General features: G+C 56.5%; 36 protein-coding genes. 20 read left to right on the top strand and 16 right to left on the bottom strand.

What is annotated here, in order from left to right:
- Window positions 1–133: 133 nt before the first annotated feature.
- The 11 genes from llpB to NMB39_RS13925 form a co-directional block, all read right to left on the bottom strand.
- The gene (gene llpB, locus NMB39_RS13975) at window positions 134–640 is read right to left on the bottom strand and encodes a lectin-like bacteriocin LlpB (RefSeq protein WP_487383170.1); all 507 of its coding nucleotides are present in this window, start codon (window positions 638–640) and stop codon (window positions 134–136) included.
- 8 nt (window positions 641–648) lie between these two features.
- On the bottom strand, window positions 649–834 hold the full coding sequence (locus tag NMB39_RS13970) for a zinc finger domain-containing protein (RefSeq protein ID WP_370589388.1): 186 nt from the start codon (window positions 832–834) through the stop codon (window positions 649–651).
- 511 nt (window positions 835–1,345) lie between these two features.
- Window positions 1,346–1,891 carry a hypothetical protein gene (locus tag NMB39_RS13965; RefSeq protein WP_494339028.1) on the bottom strand — a complete coding sequence of 182 codons (546 nt, stop codon included), beginning with the start codon at window positions 1,889–1,891 and terminating at the stop codon, window positions 1,346–1,348.
- Window positions 1,888–2,214, bottom strand: coding sequence for a Lar family restriction alleviation protein (locus NMB39_RS13960; RefSeq protein WP_145916471.1), 327 nt, complete (start codon window positions 2,212–2,214; stop codon window positions 1,888–1,890). Before NMB39_RS13960 ends, NMB39_RS13965 begins: the two co-directional genes overlap by 4 nt.
- Window positions 2,211–2,855, bottom strand: a complete 645-nt coding sequence (locus tag NMB39_RS13955; protein WP_068967242.1) for a recombination protein NinG — start codon at window positions 2,853–2,855, stop codon at window positions 2,211–2,213. Before NMB39_RS13955 ends, NMB39_RS13960 begins: the two co-directional genes overlap by 4 nt.
- Window positions 2,852–3,367, bottom strand: coding sequence for a hypothetical protein (locus NMB39_RS13950; RefSeq protein WP_494339029.1), 516 nt, complete (start codon window positions 3,365–3,367; stop codon window positions 2,852–2,854). The genes NMB39_RS13955 and NMB39_RS13950 overlap by 4 nt, the downstream gene beginning before the upstream one ends.
- Window positions 3,364–4,161: a hypothetical protein gene (locus tag NMB39_RS13945; protein ID WP_494339030.1), complete on the bottom strand. Its 798-nt coding sequence runs from the start codon at window positions 4,159–4,161 to the stop codon at window positions 3,364–3,366. Before NMB39_RS13945 ends, NMB39_RS13950 begins: the two co-directional genes overlap by 4 nt.
- Entirely contained in the window at window positions 4,148–5,125 is a 978-nt protein-coding gene (locus NMB39_RS13940) for a phage replication protein (protein WP_494339031.1), read from the bottom strand. The genes NMB39_RS13945 and NMB39_RS13940 overlap by 14 nt, the downstream gene beginning before the upstream one ends.
- A gap of 1 nt (window position 5,126) precedes the next feature.
- Window positions 5,127–5,975: a BRO-N domain-containing protein gene (locus NMB39_RS13935; RefSeq protein WP_494339032.1), complete on the bottom strand. Its 849-nt coding sequence runs from the start codon at window positions 5,973–5,975 to the stop codon at window positions 5,127–5,129.
- Between the two features lie 135 nt (window positions 5,976–6,110).
- On the bottom strand, window positions 6,111–6,536 hold the full coding sequence (locus NMB39_RS13930; RefSeq protein ID WP_069868611.1) for a phage regulatory CII family protein: 426 nt from the start codon (window positions 6,534–6,536) through the stop codon (window positions 6,111–6,113).
- 80 nt (window positions 6,537–6,616) lie between these two features.
- Entirely contained in the window at window positions 6,617–6,829 is a 213-nt protein-coding gene (locus tag NMB39_RS13925) for a transcriptional regulator (RefSeq protein ID WP_069868613.1), read from the bottom strand.
- Window positions 6,830–6,911: 82 nt separating this feature from the next.
- On the opposite strand from NMB39_RS13925, the gene NMB39_RS13920 reads away from it, so the two are divergent.
- The 5 genes from NMB39_RS13920 to NMB39_RS13900 all read left to right on the top strand — a co-directional run bounded on the left by NMB39_RS13920 (window position 6,912) and on the right by NMB39_RS13900 (window position 9,131).
- The gene (locus NMB39_RS13920) at window positions 6,912–7,580 is read left to right on the top strand and encodes a LexA family protein (RefSeq protein ID WP_494340591.1); all 669 of its coding nucleotides are present in this window, start codon (window positions 6,912–6,914) and stop codon (window positions 7,578–7,580) included.
- Between the two features lie 19 nt (window positions 7,581–7,599).
- Window positions 7,600–7,833, top strand: a complete 234-nt coding sequence (locus NMB39_RS13915) for a hypothetical protein (protein WP_494339033.1) — start codon at window positions 7,600–7,602, stop codon at window positions 7,831–7,833.
- Window positions 7,830–8,048 (top strand): hypothetical protein, encoded by a 219-nt coding sequence (locus NMB39_RS13910; protein WP_494339034.1) that lies wholly within the window; start codon window positions 7,830–7,832, stop codon window positions 8,046–8,048. The genes NMB39_RS13915 and NMB39_RS13910 overlap by 4 nt, the downstream gene beginning before the upstream one ends.
- A gap of 92 nt (window positions 8,049–8,140) precedes the next feature.
- Window positions 8,141–8,638 carry a hypothetical protein gene (locus NMB39_RS13905; protein WP_494339035.1) on the top strand — a complete coding sequence of 166 codons (498 nt, stop codon included), beginning with the start codon at window positions 8,141–8,143 and terminating at the stop codon, window positions 8,636–8,638.
- Window positions 8,639–8,912: 274 nt separating this feature from the next.
- Complete coding sequence (locus tag NMB39_RS13900) at window positions 8,913–9,131, top strand: hypothetical protein (RefSeq protein ID WP_494339036.1); 219 nt, start codon at window positions 8,913–8,915, stop codon at window positions 9,129–9,131.
- Between the two features lie 68 nt (window positions 9,132–9,199).
- On the opposite strand, the gene NMB39_RS13895 is transcribed toward NMB39_RS13900, so the two are convergent.
- Window positions 9,200–9,457, bottom strand: a complete 258-nt coding sequence (locus NMB39_RS13895; RefSeq protein WP_494339037.1) for a hypothetical protein — start codon at window positions 9,455–9,457, stop codon at window positions 9,200–9,202.
- Between the two features lie 221 nt (window positions 9,458–9,678).
- On the opposite strand from NMB39_RS13895, the gene NMB39_RS13890 reads away from it, so the two are divergent.
- The 13 genes from NMB39_RS13890 (at window position 9,679) to NMB39_RS13830 (ending at window position 16,782) form a co-directional block, all read left to right on the top strand.
- Window positions 9,679–10,254 (top strand): hypothetical protein, encoded by a 576-nt coding sequence (locus NMB39_RS13890; protein WP_494339038.1) that lies wholly within the window; start codon window positions 9,679–9,681, stop codon window positions 10,252–10,254.
- A gap of 165 nt (window positions 10,255–10,419) precedes the next feature.
- The gene (locus tag NMB39_RS13885; protein ID WP_494339039.1) at window positions 10,420–10,671 is read left to right on the top strand and encodes a DUF1654 domain-containing protein; all 252 of its coding nucleotides are present in this window, start codon (window positions 10,420–10,422) and stop codon (window positions 10,669–10,671) included.
- Between the two features lie 738 nt (window positions 10,672–11,409).
- A complete protein-coding gene (locus tag NMB39_RS13880; RefSeq protein WP_058410608.1) occupies window positions 11,410–11,607 on the top strand; it encodes a hypothetical protein in 198 nt (65 codons plus the stop codon).
- 21 nt (window positions 11,608–11,628) lie between these two features.
- Window positions 11,629–12,054, top strand: coding sequence for a hypothetical protein (locus NMB39_RS13875; RefSeq protein WP_494339040.1), 426 nt, complete (start codon window positions 11,629–11,631; stop codon window positions 12,052–12,054).
- A gap of 19 nt (window positions 12,055–12,073) precedes the next feature.
- Window positions 12,074–12,340: a hypothetical protein gene (locus NMB39_RS13870; protein ID WP_494339041.1), complete on the top strand. Its 267-nt coding sequence runs from the start codon at window positions 12,074–12,076 to the stop codon at window positions 12,338–12,340.
- Window positions 12,318–12,554, top strand: coding sequence for a hypothetical protein (locus NMB39_RS13865; protein ID WP_494339042.1), 237 nt, complete (start codon window positions 12,318–12,320; stop codon window positions 12,552–12,554). The genes NMB39_RS13870 and NMB39_RS13865 overlap by 23 nt, the downstream gene beginning before the upstream one ends.
- Window positions 12,544–12,771 carry a hypothetical protein gene (locus NMB39_RS13860; protein ID WP_494339043.1) on the top strand — a complete coding sequence of 76 codons (228 nt, stop codon included), beginning with the start codon at window positions 12,544–12,546 and terminating at the stop codon, window positions 12,769–12,771. The genes NMB39_RS13865 and NMB39_RS13860 overlap by 11 nt, the downstream gene beginning before the upstream one ends.
- Before the next feature lie 57 nt (window positions 12,772–12,828).
- Window positions 12,829–13,959, top strand: coding sequence for a coiled-coil domain-containing protein (locus NMB39_RS13855; RefSeq protein WP_494339044.1), 1,131 nt, complete (start codon window positions 12,829–12,831; stop codon window positions 13,957–13,959).
- 54 nt (window positions 13,960–14,013) lie between these two features.
- Window positions 14,014–14,994 (top strand): RecT family recombinase, encoded by a 981-nt coding sequence (locus tag NMB39_RS13850; RefSeq protein WP_494339045.1) that lies wholly within the window; start codon window positions 14,014–14,016, stop codon window positions 14,992–14,994.
- The gene (locus tag NMB39_RS13845) at window positions 14,991–15,659 is read left to right on the top strand and encodes a lambda exonuclease family protein (RefSeq protein ID WP_494339046.1); all 669 of its coding nucleotides are present in this window, start codon (window positions 14,991–14,993) and stop codon (window positions 15,657–15,659) included. The genes NMB39_RS13850 and NMB39_RS13845 overlap by 4 nt, the downstream gene beginning before the upstream one ends.
- Window positions 15,660–15,661: 2 nt before the next feature.
- Window positions 15,662–15,904, top strand: a complete 243-nt coding sequence (locus NMB39_RS13840; RefSeq protein ID WP_494339047.1) for a hypothetical protein — start codon at window positions 15,662–15,664, stop codon at window positions 15,902–15,904.
- Window positions 15,901–16,371, top strand: coding sequence for a hypothetical protein (locus NMB39_RS13835; RefSeq protein WP_494339048.1), 471 nt, complete (start codon window positions 15,901–15,903; stop codon window positions 16,369–16,371). The genes NMB39_RS13840 and NMB39_RS13835 overlap by 4 nt, the downstream gene beginning before the upstream one ends.
- A 69-nt stretch (window positions 16,372–16,440) precedes the next feature.
- Window positions 16,441–16,782, top strand: a complete 342-nt coding sequence (locus NMB39_RS13830) for a hypothetical protein (RefSeq protein WP_274358462.1) — start codon at window positions 16,441–16,443, stop codon at window positions 16,780–16,782.
- On the opposite strand, the gene NMB39_RS13825 is transcribed toward NMB39_RS13830, so the two are convergent.
- Window positions 16,751–17,005 (bottom strand): hypothetical protein, encoded by a 255-nt coding sequence (locus tag NMB39_RS13825; protein ID WP_274358461.1) that lies wholly within the window; start codon window positions 17,003–17,005, stop codon window positions 16,751–16,753. The genes NMB39_RS13830 and NMB39_RS13825 overlap by 32 nt on opposite strands.
- A 351-nt stretch (window positions 17,006–17,356) precedes the next feature.
- Window positions 17,357–17,542: a hypothetical protein gene (locus NMB39_RS13820; protein ID WP_056847740.1), complete on the bottom strand. Its 186-nt coding sequence runs from the start codon at window positions 17,540–17,542 to the stop codon at window positions 17,357–17,359.
- 442 nt (window positions 17,543–17,984) lie between these two features.
- On the opposite strand from NMB39_RS13820, the gene NMB39_RS13815 reads away from it, so the two are divergent.
- Window positions 17,985–18,128 (top strand): hypothetical protein, encoded by a 144-nt coding sequence (locus tag NMB39_RS13815; RefSeq protein WP_494339049.1) that lies wholly within the window; start codon window positions 17,985–17,987, stop codon window positions 18,126–18,128.
- Window positions 18,129–18,184: 56 nt separating this feature from the next.
- On the top strand, window positions 18,185–18,418 hold the full coding sequence (locus NMB39_RS13810; protein WP_056847738.1) for a hypothetical protein: 234 nt from the start codon (window positions 18,185–18,187) through the stop codon (window positions 18,416–18,418).
- A 211-nt stretch (window positions 18,419–18,629) separates the two neighbouring features.
- Here NMB39_RS13810 and NMB39_RS13805 read toward each other — a convergent pair whose 3' ends face one another.
- On the bottom strand, window positions 18,630–18,899 hold the full coding sequence (locus NMB39_RS13805; protein WP_494339050.1) for a hypothetical protein: 270 nt from the start codon (window positions 18,897–18,899) through the stop codon (window positions 18,630–18,632).
- A 118-nt stretch (window positions 18,900–19,017) separates the two neighbouring features.
- Window positions 19,018–19,683 carry a hypothetical protein gene (locus NMB39_RS13800; RefSeq protein WP_494339051.1) on the bottom strand — a complete coding sequence of 222 codons (666 nt, stop codon included), beginning with the start codon at window positions 19,681–19,683 and terminating at the stop codon, window positions 19,018–19,020.
- Window positions 19,684–19,720: the final 37 nt, after the last annotated feature.

Raw genomic sequence — 19,720 nt, 5'->3', positions numbered from 1 at the left:
CCTTAGCGATGGGTGTGGTGGAGCCGAAAACGAAAAGGCCCCAGCAAGTGCTGGGGCCTAAAAGGCACGCTGCGTGATCGCCGCTTATGCCTTGGGCCAAAGTTTATTTCCCTCGGGCACACGATGGCGAGCGTTAGAACGTCCAGCTCCATACCGGGAAGCTAGGAAGAGGGCCCGTACCGTGGTCTGGATAGAAAACACCACGATTCGGACGAGCTGCTGGAGTGAAGCCAAACCGAGCCCAGCGGGGTACGTCATCTACAATTACAACGTTGCCGTCATCCTGAACTTGCAGGTAAGCACGATCTGCGGAACCTGGAAGCCAGTCACCGCTGGTTGCCCAGGTACGACTACCTACACGGTCGACCAAAAAGGCAGAGCCTTGCATGTAGAAGCAAGTGACCAAATCTGTATTTGGACGGTTGTCTACATACGTGTAGGGAACACTGCTATCAGCCACCCAGATTGGAGCGCCGTTATCGTAGAGTCGTAGATTTCCATCAGCCTCTAGGATCAGCTTGTATCGTTTGCTTGGAGATTCGAGATACTGCCCCGCCACCAGACAGTTACGCGGAGGCAGGATAGCGGTGCCATTATTGGCGCTGTTAAAGAGGATAATACGAAAGCCACTATGGGACATTTTTTCACCTATTGAATCGAATGATTGATAGCGGAGGATTCCGCATTCATGTCGCTCAAAGGCGATTGCTCGAGGCTCGCGGCCTTCACATGATTCAGCGTCCCACATCGGGAACATTTGATCTGGAGCTCTGTAAACCCACCCGTTCGGGCGAGAAGTCTTTTGCAGTTACCGCATCTGAATTCTTTCAACATCTGCAAATTCCTTTTGCTGAATTACCCGTTCATTTGGGCAATAAAAAGCCCGGCACTAGACCGGGCTCTGGGATGTAACTTGCTCTCACTGGATTCTACTTCGCGCCGCCGTTGTCGCGATCAGTCTGAGCATCTTGGTCAGATCCGGGGTTGCCCGGCGGTGGATTCCAGTCCTCCGGCTTCTCACCAGTACCCTGCTTGGGCTCCGACTCAGCTTGCTCAAGACCGGAGTCATGACCCTCGCCCGTCTCGGGCATATCCTCTTTTGGTCCAGGATATGGCGCTGCAGGACCGTTATTGTCATCCACCATAAATCACCTCCTGTCTGTAGCGCGGGGTTGCGCATATAACTGGGAGGGACTGATTAGACAGAAAGTGCTTCTGCCTCGACGAGCGGACGAAAAAAAGCCCCGTGCAGTGACGAGGCTTTCTAGTGTCAATCCCTAACGCACAAGATCGACAGGATGGGTAAATACTCTCTCACTTTCTCACTCAATGCAATGGCTATTTACTATGCCGCGCAAGTTTCTATCAATCCCTCGGCATCGAGCAGCTCTTGAGCGGAAGTCAGCGCCTCATTCACCTGGTCATCCAGCGTCTTGCGTATCGACGAGCGCCACCGATATCGAGTCGACTCTGGCTTTCCGTCATTGTCCCAATTGGTGATGTCGTACCATGCCGCTGGCAGCACCGCGGCGAAGCGTTTGCCGTCGGCGCCTGCTACCTGAGGAATAGCCCAGGTCAATACGGCGCATTCCCGAAAGCGCTTCGGCGCTGGAGTCTTTATCGAATTCAGCAGCTCCAGAATGGCGCCGTGCTTGCGTTCTTCGTGAGTGGAGTACTTCGCTACCAGTGCGCGCCAGTGTGCAGGGGAAAGCGCCTTGTGCAGTCGGCCGAATACCCAGCAGTCTTGGAGAAACGCCGCCTCCTTACCGACGATCTCCCCCTTCTGTTTGACGCACTGCACCTTGGGTTCAAAGTCGCAGCCGCCGGCGGAACTGATGGTCTCGGCCGCAAGGGCGCGAACTACTGCTGAAACAACGTTGCGATAGGTCATGCGCCAGCCCTCGGGTATAGGTTTCGGCCAGCATGATCGCTGGACTCGTACAGGCCGGCATGCCGCTTGTCTCGGAGATTCCACTTCCCAATGGCATCGAGCATTACGTGGTCGTAACTCTCTGCGTCGTATATCTCATCTTCAGCGATCTCGCCGCTGGCGCCGCACTCATGGCAGTAGACTCGAGCCTCAACGCTAAGGCCGTCCTCGCCATAGTTCGCTACCCTCTCAACGTGCTGGCGCGGGAAGAATGCGGTAGTAATGATAGTCACTGGAGGGCCACCGCAGAACGCGCATGGCCCCATCTTGATTGGCTCGTTCACGCTGCATTCCCCCTCTTCAGTTCTCTGGTCTTTGCCCGGTATTCGGCTGTGATGGCTTTCAGTTGCTCTACGGTTTCTTTGCGTGGCGTGTGGTCGGCTTCCAGCGCCTCGACAGCCTCAAGGCCGATTCGAGCGATGAGGCCGGCGCGGAAGCCCTGGGAAACGGTGTAGCCCTTGCGAGCGTGCATGTAGGAGCCCGAGTTACACGCTTTGCACTGAAGCCATATGTTGGTTGGCTCCAGGCGCAGCTCTGGGCGAGCTCCCTTGCCGAGGAAGTGGCCCGCATCGAATGCCCCGCCAGTCTTCCAACCCTGGGCCGCAAGAATCGATTCCTGCGACTCACCACAGCTCATGCAGCCACTGCCAATACTCAGCTCGTAGGTGCGCCGGCAGTCCCGCACAGCCTTCTCGGCATCCTTCATGTGGTCGGCGCGACTCTTCAGGGCCTCCTTACGGACCTTGATGTCCTTCCGCTCGATTTGTGCCAGCGCCTTGCGCGCCTTCGGCTCATGCCTGGGCGCGTCGATCATTGCGCAGGCCGGGCTGCACACCGCCTGACCGATGCGCGCCGGGACGAATGAGGTCCTGCACGTAGCGACGCGGCATTTCTTCGGCTTTGGCTGTTTCCGTTTGATAGTCATGCGGCCTCCTTGAACGCCTCAAACTCTGCCATTTCGGTCAGGCGCTCTTCCGTGAGCGTCGGCCAATCGTGTAGCACCAAGTACGCGCAGCACTGGCGCCAAAAATCTTGGAATGTTTCCTCCCCCATCGAATCGTAGGAAAGGCTGCGCGGTGTCTTGCGGGTGAGTTGGCCAAGGCCAGGAATGTCGAAAAGCTCCTCGTCGCAGTACACGCCCGACTCCAGTTGCAGGGACTTGATCGCGTCGTGGGACTGCTTGCCAGAGAAGCGATCGATGTTCTGACTCAGCACCCGACCCAAGCCATGGACCAATCCATTGAACCGTGGGTTACGCGGTTGCTTGAGGTCGGCGCGGATCTTCGTGTTGATTCGGAAATCGCGCTCGCGAAGGATCGATCGGTCAGCGTCGGAGGACGGCACAAACGCAGCCACCTCCTTTCCGGTGGCTGGATCAACCAGGCGGCGTAGTACCAGGTACACGGGCATCGGGCGAAGCTTCGCTGGCTTGGTCATTGCGCCGCCCTCTTCTCTTCCAGTTCCTGGGCCTGCTTGATCAGCAGCGCTCGGCGATCCGCCAACCCATTGGCTGCCTCAATGCGCATCTCGTCTTTTTTCTCGGCGCTGGCTGCACGCATCTCCAGCATCGACGACTTCACCAGTTCGAGCTTTTCGCGGAGAGCCGGCGCTGGCCGCGTAACGGTGCCGGTGAGCAAACCAGCAATCGCCCGACCGTCTTCGGTGACTGGCTCGACACTCAGGTCCGCCAGGTACTTCTGGGCGTGTTCGCGCGGGATACGCTTTAACTCCATCGCCTTGGTCACAGCCTGGATACGGCGGTCGGCGTCGAAGCCTACGGATACGTGCCAGTTGACCGGCTTCGCATCCTCGCGGGCCTGCCCTACGAAACGCTGGTAGGCATCGATGAACGCCATGCGCGCACCGATCTTGTCGCCGCCATCCAAGATGGGTTTCGCAGCAGCCAGAGCCAGCTGAATTTCATCAGTCAGCACCACAGTTTCGAACTCATCGTTGGTCATAATGGCGATGGCCCAGGCCTCGTCCTTACCTGGACGTCCATCGGCGGTCTGGACGCGCTGCAAGATGTCAGCCATAGCCAGCTTGCCCTTCACCTCAAAGCGGCAGGCCTTCAGGGCGGCTTTGACGACGGGCACCGGGTACGCGCAGAGGTCTTCGGCCATCATCGCGGCGGTGCCGGGGTTCATCTCCTGACCCATGGCCTCGGCGGTCGCGCAGATGGCAGCAGCCAGCCCAGCGACCTGCTGGTCGTTCATTTCAGAGGTATTCATTGCGGTCACCTGCTTGGCGTTTGGCCAGAACCATCTGGGCGGCCTGCTCCGCTGCGGAGTGGTTCGCCTCTGTCCGCTCCATCTGGCGGGCTGTCGTGCCGTTGATGCGCTGCCCGGTAACCCATTGGGTGTGGTAGCTCTCGGCGTTGGCCAGCAGTTCGTTGAGGCTGTGGCACTTGCGCAGCACAGCGGCGTCGCTGGTTTTCAGGAAGTGGGCAGCGACGTGGTGGGCGACATCGGCGCCGAGGCGGTCAACCAGTTGGCCGAGCTGGCCGCCGACCTTGGCATTCCACACCGGCCAGGCGCTGTAGCGTTTGCGGTAAGCCATCGCGTAGTTCGCCCAGACCTTGAAGGTTTTGCAGGTCTGGTCTTTGGGGCCCGGCATGTCGGCGGGAATCTCGACCCGGGGAGTATCGGTGCGGTCAACCACCAGCACCAAGCTGCGGGACTGAGCCGGCTTGCCGGTGGCGTCCTGCAAGTCCTGACTGGTTTCCTGATTGGTACCCTGATGATTGGTATCCTGATTTGTCGGAGATTTTTCCGACCCTTGCCCGGATTTTTTTCCGACCTTGCTCGGAGATTTATCCGAGGTAGATCGGATTTTTTTCCGACCCTTGTTGTTTGGCGGGGTCGGATATTTTTCCGACCCGTCGAGCTTCTGGTTCCACTCGACGGCCTTCTCTGTGAGGCGGAAAAGCGTGATGTTCGAGGTGCTGGAAAGCTCAATCAAACCGGCCTCTTCCAGGGCCTTCAGCATGCGGTAAGCGGTGTCCGGCTTATCGGTGAGCAGCGGCAGCTCCTCGATGATCTTGGCCTTGCTCAGTGCGAAGAAGATCCCGTCATCAGTCTTGATTGGCTTGGTCCAGCTCGGGCAGCCGTAGACGAAGGCGAATAGCAGGGCTTGCTGAGAATTCAGCCTCCACTCCAGCGCCTTCACCTGGTTAATCGTGACGGTGTATTGCATGTCAGGCCTTCCCGACCTTTGCGGCCAATTCAAGGAAGCGATCCACGTACCAATGAGGCTGCGTCTCGCGGGGGCATTGAGGGCTGGTGAGGTTTTTGCCGTAGGCCATGCCCTTCTCGGTCACGGACCAGAAGTCGACCATTTCCTGCTTGGAGTTTTTGCGCTGGAGGACCTTGAGGAAGTCGTGGGCCTCAAGTGCAATATTGAAGGCACGGGCAGTACTGGCGATGGCGTGATCTTTGATAAGGGCGGTGATTGCCTTGGTCGGCATCGAAGACCCGCCAGCGGCATCTGGTGCGGCGTCCACGGCGTAGCCTGGGAGGAACTTGGCATCCAGCCCGTTGTTGGCGGCGATCTTGGCCAGCATCATCATCTTGCTGGAGTTGGCCGGCTTCAGCAGGCGGTCGAAGCATTCCAGGATGGCCAGCTCGCCGACGATTTTGGAGTTGTTCGGGCCCTGGGCGGAAAAGGTGCCGGTCTTGCGGATACTCGGTAGGACCTGGCCCACCACCCACTCTTCGAACTTCTCGGCAGCCGGCAGCTTGGACTTCATCACCAGCCGGTACAGGTCGCGCTCAGGAATAATGGTCATGAAACCACCACCCTGTTTCGGGGTAGTGGTCGCGGCCTTGCAGTGACGAGCCACGGCGTTCTCAGGCTTGGAGTAGCCGAGGGCGTCAGCGACATCGCGGGCAACAAACCACGGATCGCCGAGCTTGTCGGTGATGACCCGGATCGCGGCGCCGTCGAAGTCGAACCGAATCACTGAGGAATTGCGCGCCACGTTTTCAGCTTGCGGAAAACGTGGCGCGAGATTGGTAGCGCTATTGATATGTGGCGGGGTTTGCATATAATCGGCCTCACAAAGTGTTATCGAATTAGCCGACCTCGACCGTCGGCTTTTTTGTGCCTAGGTTTCTGGTCCGCTCAATTGATAGTGCGAAGCCAAAGGGCACTGATTTCCGCGCATGCGCGGGAATTTTTGCTATGCAGCCTTCACCGACTGCTTGAACACCTCCAGGCTGACGATCACCTCCTCAGCCTCTTTGAGCAGTTCCGATTTCTCGCGGGTACAAACGCGACCATCGGCCTGGGCATCGAACGCAAGGCGGGTCACGTCAGCAAGATCGGCGTGGAGGCGCAGAAGCGCGGAGTTGAGGTTGATACCCTCGGGCTTGTCCTTCGGCACCAGGTCAAAGCCAAACGTCTCAGCCCACGCCTTCAATGGGCGGAAGTCCTGGGTGAACTTCATAATCCGGTGCAGCTCTTCCACATTCATGCGGTGGGTTTCGTAGTGCGGGTTCGCCTTTTGGGAGACCAGCGTGCGACTGGTGAAGTCGGCACCCTCTGCAATCCGCCCTGCCCCATGGTCGTCAACCACGTCATAGATCGCCTTCATCAGTTCCTGCATGTAACACCTCGAATTTCTTTACGTGGCGCCCTGCCGGTGCAGAGGCGATCATTTGCTCAACGGACTGGCGGACCGGGATATCAGGCAGCTGATCTGGCAGCCTTCTGACGCGTACATAGCTCACGAGCGGTTATCTTTCCGTTGGTCAGCTCTTCTGCCAGGAATGCCTTTTCGGCACGCATCGGGTGAATCCCGGAAACCCAGTACGAAACTGCGGCCTGAGAAACGTCGAGTGCTAAAGCGGTTTTTGTTTGCCCGCCGAAAAAGTCGACGAGCCTTTCGATAGGGGTCATATGAGAGCCCTCCTGATAAGCCTGCTTATATCCTAAGTAGAAGCACGCTTATTTGCAAGCCGATAAGGGAACTTATAAATTCATGTGCATGAGCACACTTGCAGAACGTCTAAAAGAAGCGCGGAAACACGCGAAGCTGACCCAGGCAAAACTGGCGACGGTTTCCGGTGTTGAGCAGCCCCTGATCTCCCAGCTGGAGACAGGCAAGAACCTTCAAAGCGCACACCTTCCAAAATTCGCCCACATATGCGGCGTGAGTGCTATTTGGCTGTCGGACGATATTGGCCCCATGGTCATTGACTCAAAAAAGGAAGAGTCGAACGTATCGCTGGCTGCCCAGAATCCTCAGAGCTTCCGCTATCCAGTGATCAGCTGGGTGTCTGCCGGATCTTGGGCTGAGGCGGTCGAGCCCTACCCTGTTGGTATTTCGGATCGCTACGAGTTTTCCGAGTACAACTCGAAGGGCCCAGCGTTCTGGCTCGAGGTCAAAGGCGACTCAATGACGTCGCCCGCTGGACAGAGCATCACCGAGGGCACGCTGATCCTGGTGGACACTGAGGCCGAGGTTGCCCCAGGTAGATTGGTCGTGGCCAAACTCCCGGACAGCAACGAAGCAACATTCAAGAAGCTGGTCAGCGACGGCGGCCGGCTGTTCTTGAAGCCGCTGAATCCAAGCTACCCCATCGAGGCGGTCGATGAGAATTGCCGGATCGTGGGCGTGGTAGTGCAGGCGCTGCAGAAGTTTTACTGACAATCCTCGAGGATTAGCCATGCCCCTCACCAAACCCAACCAGCAGCTACGCCGCGACCTCAAGGCTATTTCTTTCAACCTTGAACAGTCCTGCATCGACTTAGGCAAGCTTGCGAAAAAGCTGAGCGATGCCGACGCCATAGCCCTGATGGGGTTGGTAGGTACGCTCTACGAAGAAGCGGATAGAGTGGTGGGTTATGCCGACGAGGTGAAGGCCGGCCGGATAACTAGGGCTGCGGAACATAAAAAATGACCGCATGGCGAGAGCAGAGCTTCTGGAGCAAGGTTGGGGTTTGGGCCTGGCTGACGTTGCTCATGGTGATTCCTGGCGCTTCCGACGCGGGCTGGCTGGGCGGAGGCTCATCCAATCGCAAGCGCGTATTCAGCCCCGGCTTCGTTGTGCTGTGCGTTTTCGTGGCTGTGGTTGAGCTGATAGCACTGAACCACTTCTACGGCGCGCGGGGATGAGGTGGAGGCGGCAGGGTTTGTGCGGGACCCATAAGCCGCTTTTTCAGTGAAGGACCGAGTCCCTAATCAAAGCACCTCCCAAAAGGATATTCATGCGCACTTTTCTTCGTTTGCCAGTTTTGCAAATCAGTGCTCCGTTTTGCTCACTCGTCGCTCTACCGCTTGTATTGAGCTTCAGCAGTTCCATATTGGCCTTTGAATATTCGTGCGAAAGCTTCATCGGAAGTTTTGCCAACAAGCCAAATGGAGAAGCGGTATTGAAAGTCGTAAAAGATGGCAATGGCTTTGCAGCGCTTGCCCCGGGTGACGCTCCAGACTCTTGGGAGCGCATGCCAGTGCAGGTTGGACTGCCTGATGAAGTGAAGAACGAGATGCTCGCTGAGGGAGGGAAGGTGACCCCACTGAAATGCGCACTATGGGGTGAGGGTTTTGTACTCTGGCAGTTCGCGGCCGGGAGCCCAGACAACCCCTCCGAAAGCGAAAGCAGAAGTCGCTCCAAATACCCGAAAAAGACGCCTTACATGATGTTCATCCGCGACGGTTTGGCTGCCGGAGAAAGTGGCCTTTACCGAGTTAAAACGCAAGATTAGCCATGCGCCAGGCTTCTTGACTCCGCCCGCCCTCAGATCTAAATCCACAGCATGCCAACGATGGCTGTACGCGACGAATTGAAGTGGGGCTCAATTACTGGAGAAATCTAATGGAGGGCTTTCTGCTTTTTCGACATCCTTTTCACTTGGCATTTACACGACGGGGGGTAAGGTCGCAATACTCCTTTGAAGAATTCCCATTAGGCCCGCACATAAGCGGGCCATTTTTTTGTCCGCGGCTATGCTTTCCATTCCGTCTACTGGAGACCACGCAATGCCCTCCCGCGAATATTCCCTTACCGACACACTCGAACGCATCTACGAGAACCAGCTCGCTCTGGAGGCAGCCATCATGGAGCTGTCGATGTGGACCGCTAACCATGGCGGCCCCCACGTAGACGAGAATGTCCGCGGGGCCCTGGAGACCATTGGCGACAACGCCGGCCACATCAAGCAAGGCTTGGCCAAGCTGAAGGCCCAAGGGCCGGACTGACGCCCTACCCGGTCTAATCCTCAGCCCAGCTGATCGGGATTTTGCTGCCTATTGATCGCCAAGCCGCTTCATCCTCGGATCACCTCGAGGCGATCCCGACCTGCATTTGTGATCGCACTCTCCCCTTCATCGCTGATGCGATAACGACCGGACACCATCTTCGCAATTGAAAACCTGACCAACCCGCTTCTAGATAGGGCCTCGCCTACTTCAAAGCTCATTGCCTGCTCCAGATCGAAGATTTTTATCTCTCCGATTTTATAACGGGCAAACGCTACCAGGGCTGCATCCAATTCTTCTTTCTTGATCTGTCGAGTAACGTCCATTTGACCTCCATGCCATGAGTGTCCCGCTCCGTGGTCTATCAAGCGACGGACCGGGCAGTTTGTTGAAAGCCGACCGTACTACGCTCCTACTTGGGTCGCTACTGGCTTTCTATCCAGGCCAGTCAGCGAGTGTCCGCGATCTACCTGGGGCGGTCCTGATCGCCAATGGTGGCTGTAAGCCACGGATGGTAAAGTGCTGACTCAATTATGGGAGGGATCCAATGAAAGGATTTGGGACGTTCGCACTGATCATCGGCGCGTGCTGGCTGATCTTCGCGCTGAGCATGGACGTGTCCGTGCCGACTGGTGCCGGCGGCAGAGTGAATAACCTGGGGCTCATGGCGGACCGACAGATCCACACCATAGTTGGCGGAGTGATTGGGATCGCCGGCCTGCTCATGGTTTTGCTGGGCGGTAGAGGCTCCCCTGCTGCCGCCCAGGTAGAGAAAGATGCTCGCCCCTGCCCTATGTGTGCCGAGAGCATCAAGACTGCTGCGATCAAGTGCAAGCACTGCGGAGCGGATGTTGAGCCGGCAGTCGCCCCAAGGCTAAAAAATGGATGGGTCGCCTCGACTACCTGCCGGGACGAGGAAGAGCAGCAAAGCACCATTGAAGCCATTACCGGCACCGGACTCCCGGTTGTTTCGATGATCGGCCTGGCTGTAGGTGCCGGCCCATTTGAAACTAAGGAAGAGGCCAAGCAAGCCCTTGTGACGATGCGCGACGGACCCAGGCTATTCAGCGAGATCGTCTATAGGGACTCGGTGAGCGGCAAATACCCACCGATTAGCGATTGACACCAGCAGGCTACCAGAGCCCGCTTTTGCGGGCTTTTTCTTGCGTGGAGGAAAGTCCCCCTTAGACCATCTATGCATAAATGCATTATGAATCCAAATGCAGCTTGCCAAAATCGCACGCCATCAATACTGTACATATATCCAGTATATGACCAGGAGAGTCACATGCAAAATCCAGTGTTTACCACCTCGAAACCGCCATCCTCGTACGAGGCGGCCGGCCGTCGCCTACAAGCCCTGATTGCCTCTCCAGGCGTTCAGAAGTACCAGGCGGTGACCGTGTGTAGGCTGGAGCATGAAGCGCCCGAAGACTGGCAACGCCTTCTGGATGAGATCAGCGAAACGGCCGGCGTCCGGGTCGAGACCCTGGAAGGAGGAACAGTCAGGATCGGCTGGCGAGAATACTGCGACGCATAAGTGAGCCCGCCATTGAGCGGGCTTTTTATTGCCTTCGATTAAAAATATAAGCGAGCTTATTGACGAATAAAATAAGCTCACTTATATTTACTCCATCGAGTCACCCAACAGGGACTCGACAGGGCCTCAGGGCCTGGCCGCTCTTTAGTCACACAGCTTCACCCTTGCCGGATCACCACCGGCCCAGATTCAAAGGCAGCGATGAACCGGCCTAAACGGTTCAGAGGGTTGGCAACTGGCCCGGGCGTGCAGCGTAAAGCGCCAAGAACAGTTATCCAGCGGGAGAACAAGCCGAAAGGCCCGCGGCTGGAGTGACATTTGATTCAAGCCGGTGACCGACGCCAGTAGCGGGTCACGGCCAGCTCCACAAGATTTGAATTAGCGATCCCGATAGCCTCGGCTGGGAACGCCGGACCTCATGCACCCTGCCCACCTAACCGGGCAAACGAGCTGCAGCGTGCATGTTGTAGGGACCTGTGATCCAAGGCGAACAGATGCTGATTGAAGCCCTGGGGAGGAAGCTCACCGCCAACCAACGAAGACGACCGGCCAGCCCTGCAATAAGCAGCGGGCAACGGGCCACACCGCTGACGCAACAAACCCAGGCCGTCGCCAGTAGCGGGCCTGGGCACCCTTCCCCACCTCTATTACGTCAGCACTCCTCCCCCGCGCCCATCGGCAACCAGCGGGAGGCATGAGTGTTGACGAATACAGGTGAACCAACGAATGGAGAGAGTCATGCCTGAACAACGAGCGCCATACCCGCGATCTGCCGACAACGCCGACCAGATGAACCTGCCAGAGGGCAAGACCTGCGGCGACTGCGTGCACTGCAACCGCTGCACAGCGATGTTCGGCCACATCCCTGCTGACGAGTCTTGTGACTGGAGCCCTTCGCGCTTTCGTGAGGCTGTGCCCATCGCCGCTTCCGCCTAACCCCAAACACTGGAGGTCGCCATGAGCGATTTCGGATATTGCGAAGGCGATACCTGCCGCCGCAAGTGCTGTAAAGGCTTCATCCAAATGCGCAAAGCAGAAAACTGCAGCTGCCATATCAGCCCGCCCTGCTCCGCTTGTACGGCGCCGCGCCACTTCTGTGATGCATGTGAATGGGATGAGGCGGACGACGAGATTATCAACGACTTCATCGTCAACGTGGATAAGACGACCGGCAACTATCGGAGCTGGGAGCCAAGGCCTCTTGACCCGACAAAAATCGACTACAGGATTAAATCACACACCAATTCATCGCAGGTCTGTGAGGGCACTTATCCCAAAGGCACGACCCGGGAAGAAGTGCAAAATCTGGTGATTGGCACCTTCGGTGGTCGCTTCGAACACTTCGGGAACGGGAAATTCAGGTACATCGCTTACACCGACTAACGCCACCCTGGAGGCGACTATGCACCCTGACATCCAATCGCGCCGCGACATTGTCGATGGTCTGCGCCAGCGTTCCCGTATCGCCACTGCTGAGTTCTACCGGCTGATTGATCGGCCGGAGCCGGTGGTTACCTTCCGGATGATGGTCAAGCCGGCGGGCCGCGACTTCTTCCATGTGGTGGACAGCCAGACCGACAGGGTCATGGGTTTCCGTCGCGATCACAACGAAGCATGCGCCCTCGCCCGGCACCTGGAGACTCGCCATGCCAACCAGCTACGCGGATAGCGCCCAGGCCAGGGAATCAGACAGGCGCTGGGATCTGCCGAACTTCGGGAAAAGGCAGCACGTCGACCTGTTCCACGAATACACCGCAGTAGAACTAGCAGAGCGCGAGGCGCGGCAACTCAAGGAGCGGGCCAGTCTCAAACTGCGCATCGGTCTGGCCATGGCTCAGATGGAACTGATATGTCCGCCCATCGAGGTGAAGCATGGAACTTAATCAGCGAAATCACCAGACAGCCGTGAGCTGGATCGAAGGCGAGATCGAAAACATGATTCTCGACTTGGGTAAGCCAAACGCCAGCGCGGCGGCCACATCTTGCGTAACCCTGGCTTTCATGTTGCGGGTTATAGACGACAACGAGCATCGGTACTTCCGCTCTCGCATCGACAAGATTTACGCCAACTACAACGCCTCTATCGCTTCCGCTGCTTAACGCCGCCACCCCACCACAACACTTTCAATGCTGCGCCAGGCGCGGCGAGGGATCGTCATGTCCAAAAATACCAACCAAGCACTCGCACAAGAATCGCTCGAAGCGAGTGAAACCAAAGACTCCAAGAAGTCCATTGCCCCTGCTGTCGCTGTGACCGACATCGCGGAGTATCGGCCGCATGAAGAGCAAATCGTTCGCCTGGAAACAACCTACGCGAAGCTAGTCGTTGACTGTTCGACGAGCGAAGGTTTGGCGAGCGCGAAGGAAGTTCGCGTCGACATCCGTGATGTGCGCTACGCCCTGGATAAGACCACCAAAACCGCGTTGGTGCCATATCAGCAAAAGGTCAAAGAAGCTCAGGCTCGCGTCAATCAAGTAAAGGAGTTCGGTGAAACGCTCAAGAGCCGTGTACTGGCAATTGAAGAGCCTGTCGATGAAGCGATCAAGGCCGAAGAAAAGCGTATTGCTGATGCCAAGGCAGAGCGCGAGCGTGTCGAGGCTGAGCGTGTCGAAGCCATCCGGGCCAAGATTACCCGCTTCAGCTCTGTCGCTGCCGCATACGCAAGCCGCAGCGCTGTCGACGTAGCCGGAATTCTGCAGGGAGTTAAGGAGTCGGTGATCCTACCCGAAGAATATGGCGAATTTGAAGCCGAAGGCACCATCGCTCGCGACAACGCAATTGAGCAGCTGGAAGCGCTACACAAGGCTGCCATTGACCGAGAAGAAGCGGCTGCCAAGCTGCTGGCCCAGCAGAAAGAGCTGGATGAGCTGCGCGAGAAGCAACGCCTCGCCGACGCAGAGGCTGAAGAGCTGCGTAAGCAGCGCGCCGAGGAAGACCGTCTGCGCTTGAAGAAGCAGCAGGACGAGTTGGACCAGCAGCGCCGCGACATGGAAGAACAACAACGCCAGCAGCGTGAACGTGACGCGCAGTATCAGCGTGACCAGGAAGAGCTGGTCCGTCTGCGTGCCCAGGCTGCTGCGCCCTCTCCAGCAGCGGCTGTCGTTACGGCTCCAGTGATTGCTGCCCCAGCACAAACGGTTGTATCGGCGGTTGATCCGGCCCCAGCGGCGGACGCACTTGCTGATTCGAACATTCCAAGCGCCAGCGAAGTGGTCGAGGTCGTAGCCATGGCCTTCTGCGTCACCAATGACGAGGCCTCTGCCTGGCTGCGCGCCATGTCGTTCTAAAGAACCCTGAAACCACCCCGGAGGCCGACCAAAGTCGTCGGCTATGGAGTTGCAATGAACGCCCAAACCCAGATTTCTACCGTACCAATGGACACCAGCCCGACTGGGCTGATCCTAAACCGCGACAGCATGCAGTCGATGACTGAGCTCGCGGGCATCATGGCAGGGGGCAAAACCACCCTGCCGAAGCACTTTCACGGCAACACCGCTGACTGCATGGCAGTGATAATGCAGTCCATGCAGTGGGGAATGAACCCATTCCAAGTGGCGCAGAAGACCTTCATCGTTAACGGCGGCCAACTAAGCTATGAAGCTCAACTGGTCAACGCGGTCATCACCACCCGGGCCCCTACCATTGATCGAATCCACTACGAGTGGTTTGGCGACTGGGACAAAATCATTGGCAATTTCCGCGAGATCGAGAGCAAAAAACAAACGGATGACCACGGGCAGCCAAAAAAGTATCGCGTCCCAAACTGGAACATTAATGACGAGAAAGGGTTGGGCGTCCGCGTTTGGGCTACGTTCGTGGGCGAGGATACCCCGCGCGAACTGACCACCTTGATGACTCAGGCACGAACCCGGAACTCGACGCTGTGGGCAGACGATCCTAAGCAGCAGATCGCCTACCTCGCCCTCAAAAAATGGGCTCGCCTGTACTGCCCTGACGTGATCCTGGGTGTGTACACCCGCGAAGAGCTGGACGACGGCTATACGCTTCCGGAAACAGACGTTACCCCGAGATCTACCAGCGAAAAGCCCGCTGACGTAGGTGCCGCCTCAGTACCCCAGGGCGACACAACAGATGCGACGTCCGACCTTTTTGAACAGCTGAAAAAAATCGCTCAAGAGCAGGGCATTGAGGGGTATGAAAAAGCTTGGAAAGCCCTGAAACCACAGCAGCGCGGCGCCATTGGCGTGACCCGTCACGGCGAACTGAAGACCATTGCACAAACCATCGACGCCGAGTTCACAACTGTTAGCGATAGCGCCGACGCTGCTGCCGTCGTCAATAGTGAGGACGATGCTCAATGAACGCCTCCGTAGAGCTTCAGCGCACCGAGCAGTGGCACCAGGATCGCAGTGGGCGACTCACCGCCAGCCGGTTCAAGGATGTGATTGCATGGGGCGACCGTGATAAGCACGGTAAACGGAAGCCGCTTGCGGCCCGTACCACCTACATGCGGGAGCTCGCTTTTGAGCGCCTGGCCAACCGATCGAAACATTCAGTCAGCAGCAAGTCGATGGCCTGGGGAACCGAGGTTGAGCAGTCGAGTCACGACTTCTACGAAATCCTGACGGGCAATAACGTCATCAAGTCGGGCTTCGTAGTTCATCCAAAATACGGCTGGCTGGGCTGTTCGCCGGATGGCTTGATTGGCGAGGACGGGGGTATTGAGTCGAAATGCCCATTCAATGAGGCCGTCCACGTCCGCACCTGGCTGGAAGGCATGCCCGAGGAACATAAGCCGCAGGTTCAGGGCTGCATGTTCGTCACAGGCCGGGAGTGGTGGGATTTCCTGTCATTTGATCCACGCCAGGATGAAGACTGCCGGCTGTATATCGAGACCATCGAGCGCGATGAGGAGTACATCGCGATGCTTCATCAAGAGCTGGTCCAGTTCAATCTGGAGCTTGGCAGGATGGTCGATGAAGTCGCGGACAAAGCCCGGGCGCAAGCCCATCGCCTAGGAGCCTGATCATGATCAGTAACCTGAAATCAGACATCGAGTTTCGGCGCGAGAAAGCGCTGGAGCTTTCCAGTCAGGTCCGTCGACACCTGGCGGCCGGCGGGAAACTCACCATCGGCGATAGCCCGCCGATCAATCCAAACCCGGCGAAGCGTTCGGAAATCATCGACCCGACAACCATCCTCAAGCGCCGCAAGCCGCCCATCACGCGGGCCGAGCGTGAAGCGCTGCGCAAACTCGCGGAGGCTTTATGAGCAAGCGTAAGCCGCACAACCTCAAAGCCCGCATTGACCGGTCCTGCCGGTCGCTGCTGGCCACCAACCACGTAGCAGTGGTCAACATCGACCCCAGCGGCCGCCAAGGCATGATCAATTACAAGTCGCTGAAGAGCATCGCGCCGGGAAAGATTGGCCAGGCCGTCTGCGGTATCCCCCACCACTGGACGATCTATCTCAGCGCGCTTTGCATCGACGCCCGCGGCGACCGCTACAGCAAGTCGGTGGAGGTAGCGCCCGATGGCGTTTACCTCTCCGACCACCTGGAAGGCGTGATCGAGCATTGCTACAAGAAGCTGCGCAACGAGGCCAATCAAAGCCAGATGGTGGCTTCGGGCTGGATCGCCATTCCGGAAGCGATGTCGCTGGATGAGGCGCACGCCGCGCGGATCTTCGAAGCGGTCGGCGCCTGGAGCCAGGTGAAGGTCGATTCATGCGTCGCATAGCCCGCACCCAGCAACGCAAACGACAAACCTGGCTCGCACTGCCGGCCAGCGGAATAGAAGAGGTAGGCCATGGCAGCAGTACCGCAGGACAAGCGCTCGGCCAAAACTGCCAGGAAGCGCGTGGCGAATGCAGAAGAGGAATTGAGGCTCAGGGTTCGCCCCGGCACGCGCCAAGCCTTGGCCGACCTGATGGAGTGGTCAGGCATTACTGAGCAGGGCGAGGCGTTGACGCTGATGATTCATCACCTGCATGCGCTGGGCGACAAGGCCAAGGCTCTGCTGGAACCGCCGCGCCACGAAATCGACATATCGCAAACCGTGGCGCGGGAGTTTCACCGAAAGAGTATGCAAATGATTCAGCAAGACCCAGGCGATGAGGTTATTCCTCCTCAGCCCTATCGAAATGCCTGATCGTCCACTGCTGAGCAGCAGAGAGAGCCTCTTCCTTTGAGTGCCACTCACCACGCAGCGTATAGATGCGCTCTTCGCCATCCGCATCTTCGAGTTTAGCGTCGATATCCACGCCGCCCACAATTCCGCTTATGGCATCAACTCGATATGTGTATCGAATCAGCCTGTCTCTAAAACGGAAAGCATTTGCTGGGAATTCCGGACCGTCTAGCGGCACAAACATAGCGTTTCTCCTTGATCCGGCTCCATGCCGGTCACCCGTAATACCCCATATCAACGAATCACGCCAGCCAGGCATGACAGGCCGCGCCTCAGCGCTTGTCGTGAACTATCGAGGGCCAAGCACTAAAGAAAATTATCACTCCTGGAATCAATACGTAGATCCAGTTGTTGCTTGGATACAAAACAAGTCCGCTGATCCATGTAATCAGAAAAGCACCACCCACTCGACGCCGATGCTTGGGGATGAACCACTCGCGGAACGCTTCAAGCTTTTTACTGGCCATTACCACTGTCCCTGTTTGATAAGCAGCAAAGCATACCACCCACTTAAACGAATCAAACCAACCACGCACTATCGCGCCAATGGCTCCGAATACTCGCTAACCTCCTTTCTATATGTCGCCAGATCAATTATTTGCCGCAAGCAAATTACGATCTCCAGTTTCTGCCTGTCGTCTGGAAGACCAATCCACTTGAGCATCTCGCCTGCATCTTCCTCGATTGCTGCGAGTGCATCGATATCGCTTTGCAGTCTCATATAGGCCTCCTGCCTGGATGAGTTATTCAAATACCAATACTCCTAAAACCAACATCAAGCCAGCCGACGAGGTTCCCATATGTCCGATATCAGATACGGTTCTATGTGCAGCGGCATCAAGGCTGCGACACAAGCGTGCACCCGCTGGGCGTGCGCACCGCCTGGTTCGCCGAGATCGAGCCGTACCCCTCGGCGGTTGTTGCCCAACACAAACGAGGACACGACCATTCTGGCAGCTAATGTACGAGCAAACGCAGTCGAAGGCATTACAACAAGCATGGCAGCAAAGAACCTGGGTACTTACATCAAGCGCGTGACGCTGATCGCTCAGGAGAACGGCTTCAAGTTCGCCCCCCCATGAGGCGCATCAATAACCAAGTGCGACAGCGTCGCCGTCAGACATGGCTTGATTTGCCAGCATATGAAATAGAAGAGGTAGGCCATGGCCAAGACTGCTCAGGAACGATCGGCCAAAGCTGCGCAGAAGCGGCTGGCGGGCGACGAATATTTTTGCCAGTCTGAGCTCGTCAGCCGTACCATTTCATTTTTTGAACCCCGCCTTACCGGGGCAGTCATGATTTTTTAGAGGGCTAAAAGCCCCGCGTGGCATAAAGCCTCAGAACCTTGTGTGTGGAGTCGATGATGACCAGTGACAGTTTCGACTTGCCAGTCGCAGCGCTACGTCCTGCAGAAAAAATTCTTAGAGAGATAGAGACTGCTGGATCAATGATATTGGCTGTTAAATACGGTGCGAAAGCTCACGGCTTTGTGATCGGCCTGACATGCGTAGGCGCAATCACAGAAGAGCAAGGCGAGGTACTTATCCTTCAGTTTGACAGGGCAACGGAGCGCAAGCTCAGGGAGTTGTCGATATAGCCCGCGCATCCGCTCCAGAAGATCCAGTATCGCTAGACGGGTGCAATGGCATGAACAACACCTTTTGTGGTTACTGAAAAGGTGTCGCAGATCATCATGGCAGCGGGCCTGAAGTCGCTCGTCGACGACCCACCCGAGCCTGACGACGAAATCGAAACACCAGCATAACCCACCCTACTCGATGCATGCGGTAACCGGAGCATATGCAGAGTTAGCGTATACCGACGTCTACCTCTCGAATAATCTCACCTTCATCAAAAGCCTCAGCGCGCACGAATGCCACTTGAATGTGAAGATTGTTCTTACGGAACTCTTCATCCAAGTAGGCTTGGGGCTCGCAAAACTCCAACACCTGCAGATCATCTCCGCGACGCTTGATACGGTTGAAGGTCACCCCGCCATCGAATTGAAGCTCATCCTCTGGATTTAGGTTTTTCAATTGGTACTGCAGGTCGCCAACAGTAAATTTTTGATCGCTCATTCTACTCTCTCCTTGATCCGGCTCCATGCCGGTCACCCGTAATACCCCATATCACGCAGGGCTACCACCGGCAAATACAGATGGAAAATCGTAGCAATCACTAAAACCTGACTTTACATTAATCTTCAATTTTTCTCTTCAATTCGAAAAGCTTAAAATATTGTTCCAGCGCTACTTTTATCTCAGCCCGAATCTCATCGAATGACTTCGAGCGGGATTCTGCGTACTCCTTAATACCAACCGGATCAAGAGCAATAGCAGTTAGTTCGACCGGGTCTAGAGTGTCGCCAAGTCCACATGTTGCACGAAGTTCAGAATTTGTGCTTCTTTGATGAATTACGGAAATTTGCCCCCTGAGCAGCACAGCTACTCCAAGTAACACTTCCGATTTTAATTCACCCAAACATTTGTACTCAGTGGCGAGGTCAATCAAGCGCCAGAAGCCGGGAATTCTCGGATCTATTTCGGCTTCGTTTGCAAACCCTCCTTCCGTTCTCAAGGCCAGCCCGAGCAGAACTCGGAGTGTCTCTACTCTGGATTTATTAAGACTTTCGATGGCCCGAAGAGCCTCTGCTTTGACTTCTTTTAACTTTACAACGTTACCCGCAATGGAAACTTCTTGAATCTCTGGAGCAAAACCTACTGCTAGAGAAAGCACCGCAAACGACACAACGAAAGCGGTAAATTCAGCTCCTGTGAATTTCCCTATCCATAGTAAGTAAAAGGATAGGGATGCCAAAGTACAAAATACTAGAGCCCCAAATATCGCTAACGCAGCACGCATGTATAACTCTCCCTGTAAAGCTGGAACTATACATCCA

The organism is Pseudomonas sp. FBCC-B545, from assembly GCF_059134095.1.
Note: the sequence above shows the minus strand (reverse complement) of the source record. Positions and strands in the feature narration are given on the sequence as shown.